This window comes from Gillisia hiemivivida, assembly GCF_007997295.1.
GTDB lineage: Bacteria > Bacteroidota > Bacteroidia > Flavobacteriales > Flavobacteriaceae > Gillisia > Gillisia hiemivivida.
This window is the reverse complement of record NZ_VORY01000013.1, coordinates 56,121-71,202: the sequence shown is the minus strand read 5'-3', so window position 1 is coordinate 71,202 and position 15,082 is coordinate 56,121. Positions and strand designations below refer to the sequence as shown.

Genomic DNA, 15,082 nt, shown 5'->3' with positions numbered 1-15,082 from the left:
TCTATATTTTTTTTTCTATTTTATTTAATCTATTAACTATTTTCGGAAGATTTTTGAAGTGAACGTAAGATTTATTGAAATCACCATATCCAAACGCTGGTGATCCTTGAATTACTTCATCATCTGCTATATTTCTTCCTATTCCAGACTGTGCCTGAATTTTAACTCTATCTCCAATTGTTAAATGACCTGCAAAACCAACTTGCCCACCGATCAAACAATTTTTACCGATTTTTGTTGAACCAGCAATCCCCGTTTGTGCAGCAATTGCAGTGTTATATCCTATTTCTACGTTATGAGCAATTTGAATTTGATTATCCAGTTTTACACCACTTCGTATAATAGTAGAGCCTAATGTCGCTCTATCTATAGTTGTGCCTGCTCCAATGTCTACATTATCTTCTACAATTACATTTCCTATTTGAGGTACTTTATGATACTCCCCATCATCATTAGGGCTAAAGCCAAAACCGTCTGCACCAACTACAACTCCGGCATGGATCACACAGAATTTCCCAATAGTGGTTTCTGAATAGATCTTAACTCCTGGAAAAATGACTGTATTATCTCCTATAGTAACATTATCTCCTATATAAGTGTTTGGATAAATTTTTACATCATCTCCAATTTTTACATTCTCACCTATATATGTAAACGCTCCTAAATATATGTTCTCCCCAAAAGTTGCAGACGCTGCAATAAAATTAGGTTGCTCTATTCCTGTTTTATTCAATTTCACCTGATTATAATATTCAAGCAAGGTAGAAAAGGCTTTATATGGATCTTTAACTCTAATTAAAGTAGTCTCGATTTCTTGATCTATGCTAAACTCATCACTAACTATTGCTATAGAAGCATTAGTAGAATATATGTAAGAGGTATACTTAGGGTTGCTTAAAAAAGTAAGCGAACCTTCTGTACCTTCTTCAATTTTTGCCAACCTATCAACTTCTGTTTCGGGATCCCCATCAACAGTACCATTTAATAACTCGGCTATTTGTAATGCAGTAAATTTCATTCTCGCAAAAGTAAAAAAAATTGTTAACGTATGGTCTTAGGATAACAGATATAATATTTAGTTACTTCTGTGGATAGTGCAACCAAGTTTAATTGGTCTGAAGCTTTAGCCACATCACTAATCTTTCCATTTCTATGTAATATCTGAATCTTGTCATTTTCACTTGAATAAGCAACATTGGAAATCTCACCACTAAACACAAAATAATTCGCTTCTTCTTCGGTTATAGAATATTTCTTCTGAAGTGGCAGCGCATACTTCTTGAGCTTCTCTGGATTGATCTTTTTCTTTTTCAACTTCACTTTCAGCAGATCTCTATTAAGTAACATCTTACATAAATTACTCAGCACAAAATCGTCATATTCCATCCATTCTTTCATTGCTGAAATAATATCGTAATCATCCAACTTAGCAAATGTTCCTAATATATCTGAATCAAACTTGTCTAAAGTTACTTTATTATGTAAGAAATATGATAAAGCTGGGCTACTAGTTAAGTTTTCTCCACGTTCAATTAACTCCTTAGCTCTCTTTAATACTCTTATTAATAGCTGTTCTGCAGCAACACCCGTCTTATGAAGATAAACTTGCCAGTACATTAATCTTCTTGCTACCAAGAATTTTTCTACAGAATAAATTCCCTTTTCCTCAACAACTAAATGATCATCTACCACATTTAACATGGTAATAATTCGCTCACTGTTAATATTCCCTTCGGGTACCCCAGTATAAAAGCTATCACGCTTCAAATAATCCAACCTATCCATATCTAATTGACTGGATACTAACTGATTCATGAATTTTCTTGAATAGCTGCCTTTGAAAATATCGATTGCCAAAGTTAAACTTTGGTTAAATTCGGTATTCATTTCCTCCATAAATAAGAGGGAAATACACTCATGAGAAACACCTTCTACAATGCTATGCTCCATAGCATGAGAGAAAGGTCCGTGCCCAATATCATGCAACAAAATAGCTATTTGTAAGCCTTCTTCTTCTTCAGCATTTATCTCAATCCCCTTAAAACGAAGTATCTCTATTGCTTGTTGCATTAAATGCAAACCACCTAAGGCATGATGAAATCTTGTGTGATGTGCTCCAGGGTAAACTAAATAAGACATTCCCATTTGTGAAATACGGCGTAATCTTTGAAAATAAGGATGTGCAATAATCTTAAAGATACGTTCCGATGGAATAGTAATAAAACCGTAAATTGGATCGTTAAATATTTTGAGTTTTGTTCTTTTGGTCAAGCTTAAAATCCTTTAGAATTATAACAAAGATACATATATGATGTCCAAAATGGACACGTGATAACTAATAGCAAGAAAACAGCAAATTTATTAAGCTGTGTTTTCCTATAAATTCAATTTAAATGAATAAAATAAAAATACTTTGGGCAGACGATGAAATCGACATGCTTAAGCCACACATTATTTTTTTAGAATCTAAAAATTATGAAGTAACTACCTGTAGAAGTGGTACCGAAGCGATTGAACAAATAGACACTCAGAATTTCGACATTGTTTTTTTAGATGAGAATATGCCGGGGTTAACAGGATTGGAAACTTTATCTGAAATAAAGGAAAAGCGAGCAGATATGCCAATCGTAATGATCACTAAAAGTGAAGAGGAATATATAATGGAGGAAGCTATTGGATCTAAAATAGCCGACTACCTTATAAAACCAGTAAATCCGAATCAGATTCTTTTAAGTTTGAAGAAGAATTTAGATCACTCCAGACTAATAACTGAAAAAACAACTTCTAACTATCAGCAAGAATTTCGTAAGATCTCTATGGATATGAATGACGTTAATTCTTTTGAAGGATGGGCAGAATTATATCAGCGACTTATTTATTGGGAATTGGAATTAGAAACTATTGAAGATAGTGGAATGTTCGAGATCTTAGAATCTCAAAAGCTAGAAGCCAACAATCAGTTTTGCAAGTTTGTAGATAAGAACTATCCAGATTGGTTCGACAAAAATGCTGAACCTCCTATAATGTCCCATACTTTATTCAAAGAAAAGATAGTTCCTGAAATCAGTAAAAGTCAGCCTACATTATTGATAGTGGTGGATAATATGAGGTACGACCAGTGGAAATCATTTGAACCCACAATAAACAATTACTATAAGAAGGAACAAGAAGTACCATTTTACAGTATACTTCCTACCGCAACCCAATATGCGAGAAATGCTATTTTTAGTGGATTGATGCCAAGTGATATGGAAAAGTTGTTCCCAAACTATTGGCTTAATGATACTGAAGATGGAGGAAAAAATATGTTTGAAGCAGAATTTTTAGAATCCCAATTAAAAAGATTGGGATTAGATATAAAATCAGAATACCATAAAATCACAAGTCTCAAAGCAGGGAAAAAGCTGGTAGAAAATTTTAAAACACAAAAAGAGAACGATCTAACTGTAGTTGTTTATAATTTTGTAGATATGCTTTCGCATTCCAAAACCGAAATGGAAGTTATCAAAGAATTGGCTTCTAACGATAAATCCTATAGATCCTTAACACAAAGTTGGTTTAAGAACTCTCCATTGCTAGAAATCATTCAGCAAGCGCAACAATTAGGATTCAAATTGATCTTAACTACAGATCACGGAACTATCAATGTAAAGACACCATCTAAAGTAATAGGAGATAAAAACACCAGCTTAAACCTAAGATATAAGACAGGAAAAAGTCTTACTTATGAGAATAAGGATGTTTTGGCTGCAAAAGATCCAAAGAAAATTCACTTACCCACCATTAATATGAGCAGTTCTTTCATATTTGCGAAAGGAGACTCCTTTTTTGCCTATCCCAATAATTATAATTATTATGTTAATTATTTTCGAAATACCTACCAACATGGAGGGGTTTCTATGGAGGAAATGATCATCCCATTTGTGGTCTTATTGCCTAGGTAATAATAAATTACATATCTTTACAGAGCCTTAAATCTAATTTTGAATGACGTTAACCTACGAGCTATCAGAAATTGATAGAATAGCTGTGCAAATACTTTCCGAAGTTAAAAGCAAAACGCTTTTATTTTATGGGGAAATGGGAGCAGGGAAAACCACTCTTATTAAAGCGCTTGTAAAAGCCCTTGGTGCGTCAGACTTGGCGTCCAGCCCTACTTTCTCGCTAGTTAACGAATATCAAACAGATCAAGGGAAGATCTTCCATTTCGATTTTTATAGAATTGAAGATGAAATGGAAGCTTTAGACATGGGTATTGAAGATTATTTGAATCTCGATACCTGGAAATTTATTGAATGGCCTCAAAAAATAGAAAAATTATTAGATGAGGATGTTCAAAAACTGGAAGTTTTGACCCTAAATGAAGGGACGAGAATGTTAAAGTTTTGTTAATGATTTCAGTAAAACGTCTAAACTCTGCGCGAATAGCGGTGTAAGAAAAATAATACAAAATGAGCCCATTTGAAAGGTGGGATTTTATATTTTTCGTAATTCAGCGGAAGATGATGATTTTTAGCTTATTTTTGACAAGTAAAATAGTCAAAAATACAGGCTAATTTTGTCTCGAAAAAAGGTGCAAAGATACGATTAAGGCGTTTAATATTAGCATATTATAATGTTATAGGTTTGTTTCAGAAATCAATACGAAACATAACTTTAAAACCTATACTTATGAAAATCAAAGCTATCTTATTCGCAGCAGCCATTTTTGGTGCAACTTTTTTTGTAACTTCAACTACAGAAAACGATAATAATAATGACCCAATACAAAAACAAGCTGTTCAAAAATCGAAGATCCGTATTCCTACTAACGGGTAGTCTTATAGGATTTTCAATAGCTTTTTCACCATATATTTTTTATTTATACGAAATTTTCCCAAGCGGTCCCGTTTGGGAAAATTCTTTTTTTACCTACGAAAGTAAATTTTATGAAGATGTAATGACCGCAATGTGGACATATTTGGGAAAAATAACTCCACTTTTCTTACTTCTTATATGGTTTTTTACTTGTAAACATTGGTGGTATCATTCAATTTTGATCCCAATTTGCATGTATGTTTTCCAAATTATTAGTACTATATATGATGATGTATATATGGAACCTACTGATTTTATGGATATTGATGGTTTAATTTATTTAGCTCCTTTTTTTATAGGAATTCTTATAATCGTTTATTTGGTTCGAATACAAATATTTGATAGAATCTATGGAATTGATCTTAGTGAATTAAATGAGACTGATGTTTCCGTTTTCTCTAAATCAATGTCTACCAAGGAACAAAATGAAATAGATAACGTCCGGCATCAAGGTTTTAATTTTAGACCAGAACCAACTGAAGATTACTATCGTAAACTTTAATTAAATAACACTTCTTTATTTGCCCAAAAATGTTGTAATTTGAATCTTTTGTACAACTAAAGGCATGATAGACAAACCATCTCCATTTACCAAAGAACAGTTAATTCCGCAGGAAGAAACTCTCGAAATTTACAAGCATAAAGGAGAGCTATTTATTGGCATCCCCAGAGAAACCTCTTATCAAGAAAAAAGGGTGTGTTTAACTCCAGATGCTGTAGCGGCTATTACCGCTCATGGGCATAGAGTAATTATCGAGTCTAATGCCGGGAAATGGGCAAGATTTAGTGATAAAGACTATTCTGACGCCGGTGCAGAGGTTACAAAAGACACTAAAAAAGTATTCTCCTGCCCTACTATTCTTAAAGTAGAGCCACCTTCTAGCGAGGAACTGGGAATGATCAATCCGCAAACTACTATAATTTCTGCATTGCAATTAAAGACTCAATGCAAAGAATATTTTCAAAAACTAGCAACCAAACGAATTACCGCGCTTGGATTCGAATTTATAAAAGACGAAGATGGGTCGTATCCTGCAGTTAGAGCCTTAAGTGAAATTGCTGGGACGGCTTCTGTTTTAATTGCTTCAGAAATAATGAGCAATTATTCTGAAGGGAACGGTTTAATGTTTGGAAACATTAGTGGAGTTCCACCTGTAGAAGTGGTTATTTTAGGTGCTGGAACTGTTGGGGAATTTGCTGCACGTTCTGCAGTTGGACTTGGAGCAAATGTAAAAGTTTTTGATAGCAGCCTTACCAGGTTACGAAATATTCAAACAAATATTGGAAGGACTCTTTACACGTCTACAATTCAACCAAAAAACTTATCAAAAGCCTTAAGAAGATGTGATGTCCTTATTGGTGCTGTTAGAGGAAAGAATCGTTCTCCTATCTTGATTTCTGATGAAATGGTGCAGACCATGAAAAATGGTTCTATTATTATTGATGTTAGTATAGATATGGGCGGTTGTGTGGAAACTAGTGAGGTCACTACCCACGATAAACCTATCTTTAAAAAACACGGTGTTATCCATTATTGTGTGCCCAATATTCCATCTAGATATGCCAGAACAGCTTCAGTTTCTATAAGTAATATTTTCACTCCGTATCTTTTACATATTGCAGAACAAGGCGGTCTTGAAAATACTTTGAGATATGACAAAGGTTTGCGAAATGGATTGTACTTTTACCACGGAATTTTAACTAATAAATCTATTGCAGACTGGTTTGATCTTTCTTACCGGGATATCAATTTACTTATATTTTAATTTATGAATTTTATTCAAAGACTAGGGTTTTTCTCTGTGGGTCTAATCATGGGTATTGGTATGCTCATGTTTTTTCTAGGAGGTAAAAAAGCTTCTTGTGACTACTCCCCAAATGCCAGAACCCTTAAAAACATAAGAAATAAAGATCGTGTATTTTCTGAAAATGCTCTTACCTATTTCTCCAATAACAATCTAGATACTTCCGCAGTTACCACCATATTAAAGAGCGGAAATGTAGATTTCGGTAAAAGTGATACTAAGAGAGCGCGTTGTAAGGTATATTTCATTTCTGAAGAGTTAGAATCTGGAGAATTTGAAATAGAAATCGAGAATTGCAAGAATAAGGCAATTATTAAATCTGTGAATAAAATTCAATAATTCTCACTTAATACTAAAGAGATCCCTCCTCATGTCGGGATGACAAGAATAAACTGTCATTCAGAACAAAGTGAAAAATCTCAACAAACTCAATGCTCTTTAACTAGAGATCCCTCATTGCTTAGGGATGACAAAAACAAGCTGTCATTCTGAACGAAGTGAAGAATCTCAATGGAGCAGGAATCTTTTAGTAAAATGAGTTCCCTCCTAGCGTCGGGATGACAAGAAAAAACTGTCATTCAGATCGCAACGCAGTGGAGCGAAGAATCTCAACGAAGCAAAATTCAAATCAATAAGAGATCCCTCCTCAGGTCGGGATGACAAGAATAAACTTTCATTCAGAACAAAGTGAAAAATCTCAACAAACTCAATGCTCTTTAACTAGAGATCCCTCATAGCTTCGGGATGACAATACTTTGTCATTCAGAGCGCAACGCAGTGAAGCGAAGAATCTCAACGGAGCAAAATCCAACTTAAAAAGAGGTCCCTCCTCGCGTCGGGATGACAAGAATAAACTTTCATTCAGAACAAAGTGAAGAATCTCAACGAAGCAAAATAAAACTCAATAAGAGATCCCTCCTCACGTCGGGATGACATACTTTGTCATTCAGAGCGCAACGCAGTGAAGCGAAGAATCTCAACGATGCAAAATCCAACTTTAAATGAGATCCATCCGCACGTCGGGATGACATACTTTGTCATTCAGAGCGCAACGCAGTGGAGCGAAGAATCTCAACGAAGCAAAATTCAACTTTACAAGAAATTCCTCCTCAGGTCGGGATGACAATACTTTGTCATTTAGAGCGCAACGCAGTGGAACGAAGAATCTCAACGAAGCAAAATCCAACTTTAATTTGAGATCCCTCCTATCGTCGGGATGACATACTTTGTCATTCAGAGCGCAACGCAGTGGAGCGAAGAATCTCAATGAAGCAAAATTCAACTCAATATGAGATCCCTCCTCAAGTCGGGATGACAAGCTATCGTCAAGCTGAACTCGTTTCAGCTTCTATTTTATTTAATAGTCATTCACCATGAGATCCTGAAATAAATTCAGGATGACGTAATAGTGCGATTTGTCATTCAGAGCGCAACGCAGTGGAGCGAAGATCTCAACGAAGCAAAATTCAAATCAATAAGAGATTTCTCCTCAGGTCGGGATGACAAAAAAAAGCTGTCATTCAGAACGAAGTGAAGAATCTCAATGGAGCAGGAATCTTTTAGTAAAATGAGATTCCTCCTATCGTCGGAATGACAAAACAAACTGTCATTCAGAACGCAACGCAGTGGAGTGAAGAATCTCAACAAACTCAATCCTCTTTAACTAGAGATCCCTACTCAGATCGGGATGACAAAAACAAACTGTCTTTCTGAACGAAGTGAAGAATCTCAATGGAGCCGGAATCTCTTTAAAAAAGAGATCCCTCCTACTGTCGGGATGACAACGAAACTTAAAGAATCTGCGCTGCGTGATCTTTAGTTTTTACCTTGGTAATAATTTCTTCTATCAGTCCCTTTTCATCTATCACAAATGTGGTTCTATGAATACCATCATATTCTTTTCCCATAAATTTCTTTGGTCCCCAAACTCCATAAGCTTCTATCACTTCCTTGTCTTGATCTGCAAGCAATGGAAATGGCAATTCATATTTATTTTTAAAATTAGACTGTTTCTTTTCAGTATCGGCACTCACGCCTAATATCTGATATCCCTTTTCCTGAAACTGTTCCCAATTATCCCTTAAATTACAAGCTTCTGCCGTACAACCCGGAGTACTGGCTTTTGGATAAAAAAACAAAACAACTTTTTTTCCTTTAAAGTCCTTCAGGTTTATAACATTTCCATCCTGATCTTTTACTGAAAACTGCGGAGCGGAATCTCCTACTTTTAATTTTATCATTATTCTTATTTTAGCTATAAATTTAAGCATTATGAATAAGAAGGAAAAGGTTCAGTTCGTTATAGATACGTTAAATGAAATTTATACGGAAGTTCCTATCCCATTGGATCATAAAGATCCTTATACTTTATTGATCGCTGTACTTATGTCTGCACAATCTACAGATGTAAAAGTGAACCAAATCACTCCTTTGTTATTTGAAAGAGCAGACAATCCTTATGCTATGATAAAATTATCTGCAGAGGAGATTCGGGAGATTATAAAACCTGTTGGATTATCCCCTATGAAGGCAAAAGGAATTTATGGACTTTCCCATATTCTAATAGATAAATACAACGGAGAAGTTCCAAAAAGTTTTGAAGCTTTAGAGTCATTACCAGCAGTAGGCCATAAGACTGCAAGTGTAGTGATGTCTCAAGCCTTCGGGATACCCGCCTTTCCTGTAGATACTCATATTCATAGGCTAATGTACAGGTGGAATTTAACCAACGGTAAAAATGTGGTTCAAACTGAAAAGGATGCTAAAAGATTATTCCCTAGAGAACATTGGAATAAACTACATCTTCAAATTATTTATTATGGAAGGCAATATTCCCCTGCTAGAGCATGGAATTTAGAAAAGGATATTATCACAAAAACCATAGGAAGAAAGCAAGTTCTTGATGAGTATTACAAGAGGAAATTAAAGTGAGAATTTGAAATTCCCAAAAGCAATTCGACTTTTTTATAAAAAAAAGACCCGCTATAAAGCAGGTCTTTTTTTATCTAATTTAAAATTGTCTCGAAGCTCAACTGCTTATACTTAGTAATACGCAGAGCTTTAGAATAATTTAAAAGGAACTGCAGGGTTTCCTTTTTAGGGTTTAATGTGTTCAATTGTTCTCCTTTCGAAGGTTTAGTGTAAAGGTGCTTCATTTGCTTAACTTTTAGTTAGTTTAAATGAAGAACGTATTTAAAGCACTCTTATTGTAAATTAATTTGTTAAAATCAAGTTATGTTTTTCAATTAATTTTCTCAAATTAATCAACGCATAGCGCATTCTTCCTAAAGCAGTGTTGATACTAACCCCCGTGCTTTCGGAGATCTCTTTAAAACTCATGTCCTTATAGATACGCATAGTTAATACTTCCAACTGATCTTCTGGTAGCTCTTTGATTAATTCCTGAACATCAGATTCAATTTGATCTTTAATTATTTGTTTTTCAATATTTAAATCCCCGTCACTCAACACAGAGAAAATATTAAAATCCCCATTGTTCTGGAACATTGGCATTCTTTTATTCCTTCTGAAGTGATCTATCACCAAATTATGCGCAATCCGCATCACCCAAGGTAAAAATTTACCTTCTTCATTATATTTTCCTCTTTTAAGGGTATTTATGACTTTTATAAAAGTATCCTGAAAAACATCGTCAGAAACATCTTTATCAAATACCTTCGAATATATGAAACTATATATACGTTGTTGATGTCTATTTATTAAAGTGGAAAGTGCTTTTTCATTCCCTTGAATATAATCTTGCACTAGCGCAGCATCAGTTGCCTTAATGTAATCCATAGTAGTTACTTTATTTTCGGGTATATAAGAATACCGTCAGGTTAGTTTTTTTAACTTAAAAAGTAACTTTATGCAATAGGCAATAGATTTTTAGAATGTTCGTTGATGCTCCAAATATAGCAACATATATTTTACATAAGCAAACTTAAAGCTTATTTTTTAACAAATCATATAGAATATGTTCACTTTTTACACTGCTTCTTATTGAGTACCTTTGCTTTTTATTTCGATAAGACAAATCCATGGCAGTAGATATTTCAAAGCTTAACCCCAAAGAAAACATAATAATTAAAGGAGCAAAACTCCATAATTTAAAGAATATTGATGTTGTAATCCCTAGAAATAAATTAGTTGTAATTACTGGACTTTCTGGTTCTGGGAAATCAAGTTTAGCATTTGATACGCTTTATGCTGAAGGACAACGCAGGTATGTAGAAAGTTTATCCTCTTATGCAAGACAATTTCTTGGAAGACTAAATAAACCAAAAGTAGATTATATAAAAGGAATTGCTCCAGCCATTGCAATAGAACAAAAGGTAAATTCTACCAACCCTCGCTCTACTGTGGGGACTTCTACAGAGATCTATGATTATTTAAAATTATTATTTGCCCGAATAGGCAGAACGTATTCGCCTGTTTCTGGAGATGAAGTTAAAAAAGACACGGTTACAGATGTTATAAATTATGTGAAGTCCTTTCCTGAAGGCGAAAAAATGTTACTGCTCTCCCCTATTCATCTAGAAAATGGAAGAATACTTAAGGAAAAACTGAATGTACTTTTACAACAAGGCTATAGCCGAATAAAAGTTAAGGAAGATGTTGTACGAATAGATGAAACCGATTTAGATAAATTAAATGCTGAAGATGTTTCCTTGGTGGTAGATAGAATTGTAACAAAGGATGATGAAGATTTTCAGAATAGATTAGCCGATGCTACGCAGGCTGCATTTTTTGAAGGAAAAGGTGAAATTTATCTTCAAAGTTTATCTGATAATAAACTTCGCCATTTCAGTAATAAATTTGAACTAGACGGAATCTTGTTTTTAGAACCTAATGTACATCTTTTCAGCTTTAATAACCCGTATGGCGCTTGTCCTAAATGTGAAGGTTATGGAGATGTTATTGGAATAGATGAAGATCTTGTTATTCCTAACACAGCTTTATCTGTATACGAAAATGCTATATTTCCTTGGAGAGGTGAAAGTATGAGTTGGTACAGGGATCAATTGGTTAACAATTCGCACAAATTTAATTTCCCAATCCATAAGCCATATTTTGAACTAACTCAAGATCAAAAAGATCTTATCTGGAATGGAAATTCCCATTTTGAAGGACTGAATACCTTTTTTGAATATTTAGAATCTAAAGCTTATAAGATTCAGAATAGGGTAATGCTTTCAAGATATAGAGGAAAAACTAGATGTACTGTTTGTAAAGGAAAGAGACTAAGACCAGAGGTTAATTACGTGAAAGTTGGTGGAGCTACCATAACAGATCTTGTAGAAAAACCTATAGATAAGGTACGGGAGTTTTTCAGTACACTTCAACTTAATGAATATGATACCCAAATCGCAAAGCGTCTATTAGTTGAAATTAATAATCGTTTGCTATTTCTTTCTAATGTTGGACTAGATTACCTAACATTAAATAGAAAATCGAATAGCTTATCTGGAGGAGAGTCTCAACGAATAAACTTAGCAACCTCTTTAGGAAGTAGCTTAGTAGGATCTATGTATATTTTAGATGAACCTTCTATTGGCTTACATCCCAGAGATACCAAGAAATTGATTGAAGTACTCAAAAATCTAAGAGATCTTGGGAATACAGTAATTGTCGTGGAGCATGATGAAGATATTATGCGAGAGGCCGATGAAATAATAGATATAGGACCCGAAGCTGGAACACATGGTGGCGAAGTAGTCGCGACGGGATCATTTAAAGATATTTTGAAAGCCAATTCATTAACCTCCCAATATTTAAATGATACCATGCGAATTGAAGTTCCGAAGAAAAGAAGAACCTCTAAACAGTTCGTGAAGCTTATTGGAGCCAGAGAAAATAACCTAAAAAATATAGATGTAACATTTCCTTTAGGTGTATTTACCGCGGTTACTGGCGTCTCTGGAAGTGGTAAAAGCACCCTGGTCAAGCAAATACTATATCCTGCACTACAAAAAAGTATAGGTGGATATGGAGAAAAAGCAGGGCAGTTTACAGATATTGAAGGGGAATATAAAAACACTAAATCTATAGAATTTGTAGATCAAAATCCTATTGGAAGATCTTCTAGATCCAATCCTGTTACTTATATCAAGGCTTACGATGATATTAGGAATCTTTTTGCTAATCAGAAATTATCTGTTATTCGCGGATTCAAAGCGAAGTATTTTTCTTTTAATGTAGATGGCGGAAGATGCGAAACTTGTAAAGGAGAAGGAGAAGTTACCATAGAAATGCAATTTATGGCCGATGTTCATTTGGAATGTGAAACTTGTAAAGGAAAACGATTTAAAAAAGAAGTTTTAGAAGTTCAGTTTGCAGATAAGAATATAGATGACGTTCTTAAAATGACCATTAATGAGGCGATTGACTTCTTTTCTGATAACGATATTCCAAAAATCACTAAAAAGCTTCAGCCTTTGCAAGATGTTGGTTTAGGATATGTACAACTGGGGCAGAGCAGTTCTACTCTCTCTGGAGGAGAAGCACAGCGAATTAAATTAGCTTCATTTCTTGTAAAAGGAACTACCAAAGACAAGGCGCTATTTATATTTGATGAACCTACTACTGGCTTACATTTTCATGATATTCAGAAATTATTGAAATCCTTTAATGCCTTGATAGAAAAAGGGCATTCAGTAATTGTTGTAGAACACAATATGGATCTAGTAAAATGCGCCGATCATATTATAGATCTTGGATTGGATGGAGGCGAAAATGGAGGATATCTAATTGCTGAAGGAACACCTGAAGAGGTTTCCAAGAATAAGAAATCTTATACAGCTCCTTTTCTTAAAGAAAAATTATAGAGAACAAATGCTTTTATATTTAAGTGGTAATCAATTTATAAAAAACATTCAAGTCGCTTAATATTTCGGTTTAATCAATAGTATAGGGGAAAACACCCAGATTTTGGCACGCAGTTTGTATTAGTTATACCGATAACGACCAACTAAAATTAATCTGTATTAACCTAAAATCGCCACCTATGAAAAATTTAGCACTTTTATTTACACTGCTGTTCGTTGGATGGTCGGCTTCTGCCGGTTCTACTGATAATTCTAGTTCTTTTCCATTTAATAATTATGGAGAGTCTTTCATATTTGTGGAAGGCGGTGTTGAATTCGCAGTTTATCCAAATGGAGAATTCGATTTTTATTACGATCCACAATTTTCAAGAAATTCAGTTCATATATCTGCCCCAACAGGTAATATCAGTTATAATTCAGGTTATAATTATGATCCTTACGTACAATATGATGATTATGGTGCTGTAATTCAAATAGAGAATGTACCGGTATATTATGACTATTACGGAAGAATCATCCAAGCTGGAAACATATTTATAGATTATAATAGACAAGGAAATATTTCTAGATTAGGAGGCCTGCACATTCAATATAATAGCTTCCAAAGACCAGTACATTATTCAGGATATATAAATGCGTATAATTCTAGATATGTATATCAACCTTGGCATAAATATTATGCGCGTCCTCACAATTCTTACAGAGTAGTTTATTACGAGCCTTATAGAGCTTATTATGAGCCAATACGTATGAATTATGTACAGTATAATACTTACTATAATAGCAATACATACCATCCTAAAAAGAAGAATGATTATTATAGACCAGGTAGAAGTAATAAAAATGTAGCCTACAACAGTGGAAGAAGAACTTCACAAAAAAGAAATTTAGAATCCGTATCTGGCAGATCATCAAGATCTTCAGCAAATGATGGAAGAAGAAGTAATGATGTTTCCGCAAGGTCAAGTAGAGATGCGAGTCGAAATAGAGTGATGGACAGAAGTTCAAACTCAAGAGCTTCTTCCAGAAAAGAAATTTCTAATAATGAAAGACATGAAGCTGCAGTAAGATCTAATAGAAATTCTTCGGATGTGGCAATAACAACACAAAGATCCAGCAGTGAGGGAAGAACTATTTCTAGAGACAGTAGAAGTTCCAATGCTCGTACCAACACTGCTACAAGTAGACCGCAGGAATCTAGAACTGTAAACAGAGCTTCTCAAAATAGATCAAGTAATACTGAAGCAAGAAGAACAAGTTCCCCTACTAGAACAGTGACATCCCAAAGAGGACGATCAACAAATAGTTCTTCAAGAAATGCAACAGCAGAAGGGTCACAAAATAATAACAGAAAAGATAGCGTTAGAGAAACTAAGAATACAGAAAATACAAGATCAGGAAGATCATCCTCTTCCAGAGATGATGCTAGAGGTTCTGTTAAGAAAAGATAAGGTTAAGTTTTTGGTTGGTTAGTTAGAAAATCTCCACAGATATTGAAAAATGTCGTGGGGATTTTCGTTTTAGGCTTGGCTCGATTTGGCCTTGATTTAAGCCACATTTCCCAATAGCTATCCACAGCTATATATTTCACTC

13 protein-coding genes are annotated in these 15,082 nt (G+C 34.4%); 9 read left to right on the top strand and 4 right to left on the bottom strand.

Annotated features, from left to right (window positions below):
* Position 1 precedes the first annotated feature (1 nt).
* Entirely contained in the window at positions 2–1,018 is a 1,017-nt protein-coding gene (gene lpxD, locus ES724_RS11310) for a UDP-3-O-(3-hydroxymyristoyl)glucosamine N-acyltransferase (protein WP_146933065.1), read from the bottom strand.
* Between the two features lie 23 nt (positions 1,019–1,041).
* Positions 1,042–2,271, bottom strand: coding sequence for an HD domain-containing protein (locus ES724_RS11305; protein ID WP_146933063.1), 1,230 nt, complete (start codon positions 2,269–2,271; stop codon positions 1,042–1,044).
* A gap of 122 nt (positions 2,272–2,393) precedes the next feature.
* Here ES724_RS11305 and porX point away from each other — a divergent pair, with 122 nt between their 5' ends.
* From porX to ES724_RS11280, 6 genes are all read left to right on the top strand, one after another.
* Positions 2,394–3,944: a T9SS response regulator signal transducer PorX gene (gene porX / locus ES724_RS11300; RefSeq protein WP_146933061.1), complete on the top strand. Its 1,551-nt coding sequence runs from the start codon at positions 2,394–2,396 to the stop codon at positions 3,942–3,944.
* A 43-nt stretch (positions 3,945–3,987) separates the two neighbouring features.
* Positions 3,988–4,392 (top strand): tRNA (adenosine(37)-N6)-threonylcarbamoyltransferase complex ATPase subunit type 1 TsaE, encoded by a 405-nt coding sequence (gene tsaE / locus ES724_RS11295; protein WP_146933060.1) that lies wholly within the window; start codon positions 3,988–3,990, stop codon positions 4,390–4,392.
* A gap of 279 nt (positions 4,393–4,671) precedes the next feature.
* Positions 4,672–4,818, top strand: coding sequence for a hypothetical protein (locus tag ES724_RS16520; RefSeq protein ID WP_170249888.1), 147 nt, complete (start codon positions 4,672–4,674; stop codon positions 4,816–4,818).
* A gap of 232 nt (positions 4,819–5,050) precedes the next feature.
* A complete protein-coding gene (locus tag ES724_RS16770) occupies positions 5,051–5,359 on the top strand; it encodes a hypothetical protein (protein WP_246136862.1) in 309 nt (102 codons plus the stop codon).
* A gap of 64 nt (positions 5,360–5,423) precedes the next feature.
* Complete coding sequence (locus ES724_RS11285; RefSeq protein ID WP_026838728.1) at positions 5,424–6,623, top strand: alanine dehydrogenase; 1,200 nt, start codon at positions 5,424–5,426, stop codon at positions 6,621–6,623.
* 3 nt (positions 6,624–6,626) lie between these two features.
* A complete protein-coding gene (locus tag ES724_RS11280; RefSeq protein ID WP_146933056.1) occupies positions 6,627–7,001 on the top strand; it encodes a DUF4258 domain-containing protein in 375 nt (124 codons plus the stop codon).
* Between the two features lie 1,451 nt (positions 7,002–8,452).
* On the opposite strand, the gene bcp is transcribed toward ES724_RS11280, so the two are convergent.
* On the bottom strand, positions 8,453–8,902 hold the full coding sequence (gene bcp / locus ES724_RS11275) for a thioredoxin-dependent thiol peroxidase (protein ID WP_146933054.1): 450 nt from the start codon (positions 8,900–8,902) through the stop codon (positions 8,453–8,455).
* Positions 8,903–8,933: 31 nt separating this feature from the next.
* Between bcp and ES724_RS11270 the strand changes: the two genes are divergently transcribed.
* Positions 8,934–9,593 (top strand): endonuclease III domain-containing protein, encoded by a 660-nt coding sequence (locus ES724_RS11270; protein WP_026838731.1) that lies wholly within the window; start codon positions 8,934–8,936, stop codon positions 9,591–9,593.
* Positions 9,594–9,875: 282 nt separating this feature from the next.
* Here the strand turns inward: ES724_RS11270 and ES724_RS11265 are convergent, their stop codons facing one another.
* Positions 9,876–10,460 (bottom strand): RNA polymerase sigma factor, encoded by a 585-nt coding sequence (locus ES724_RS11265; RefSeq protein WP_026838732.1) that lies wholly within the window; start codon positions 10,458–10,460, stop codon positions 9,876–9,878.
* Between the two features lie 242 nt (positions 10,461–10,702).
* Between ES724_RS11265 and uvrA the strand changes: the two genes are divergently transcribed.
* Positions 10,703–13,489, top strand: a complete 2,787-nt coding sequence (gene uvrA, locus ES724_RS11260; RefSeq protein WP_146933052.1) for an excinuclease ABC subunit UvrA — start codon at positions 10,703–10,705, stop codon at positions 13,487–13,489.
* 179 nt (positions 13,490–13,668) lie between these two features.
* Positions 13,669–14,940: a hypothetical protein gene (locus tag ES724_RS11255; protein ID WP_146933050.1), complete on the top strand. Its 1,272-nt coding sequence runs from the start codon at positions 13,669–13,671 to the stop codon at positions 14,938–14,940.
* The last annotated feature ends 142 nt before the right edge of the window (positions 14,941–15,082 follow it).

What these genes read in the sequence shown, in the direction of transcription:
- lpxD (WP_146933065.1), bottom strand. Translation starts at nt 1,018, where the DNA reads ATGAAATTTACTGCATTACAAATAGCCGAGTTATTAAATGGTACTGTT.
- porX (WP_146933061.1), top strand. Translation starts at nt 2,394, where the DNA reads ATGAATAAAATAAAAATACTTTGGGCAGACGATGAAATCGACATGCTT.
- tsaE (WP_146933060.1), top strand. Translation starts at nt 3,988, where the DNA reads ATGACGTTAACCTACGAGCTATCAGAAATTGATAGAATAGCTGTGCAA.
- ES724_RS16520 (WP_170249888.1), top strand. Translation starts at nt 4,672, where the DNA reads ATGAAAATCAAAGCTATCTTATTCGCAGCAGCCATTTTTGGTGCAACT.
- ES724_RS16770 (WP_246136862.1), top strand. Translation starts at nt 5,051, where the DNA reads ATGTATGTTTTCCAAATTATTAGTACTATATATGATGATGTATATATG.
- ES724_RS11285 (WP_026838728.1), top strand. Translation starts at nt 5,424, where the DNA reads ATGATAGACAAACCATCTCCATTTACCAAAGAACAGTTAATTCCGCAG.
- ES724_RS11280 (WP_146933056.1), top strand. Translation starts at nt 6,627, where the DNA reads ATGAATTTTATTCAAAGACTAGGGTTTTTCTCTGTGGGTCTAATCATG.
- bcp (WP_146933054.1), bottom strand. Translation starts at nt 8,902, where the DNA reads ATGATAAAATTAAAAGTAGGAGATTCCGCTCCGCAGTTTTCAGTAAAA.
- ES724_RS11270 (WP_026838731.1), top strand. Translation starts at nt 8,934, where the DNA reads ATGAATAAGAAGGAAAAGGTTCAGTTCGTTATAGATACGTTAAATGAA.
- ES724_RS11265 (WP_026838732.1), bottom strand. Translation starts at nt 10,460, where the DNA reads ATGGATTACATTAAGGCAACTGATGCTGCGCTAGTGCAAGATTATATT.
- uvrA (WP_146933052.1), top strand. Translation starts at nt 10,703, where the DNA reads ATGGCAGTAGATATTTCAAAGCTTAACCCCAAAGAAAACATAATAATT.
- ES724_RS11255 (WP_146933050.1), top strand. Translation starts at nt 13,669, where the DNA reads ATGAAAAATTTAGCACTTTTATTTACACTGCTGTTCGTTGGATGGTCG.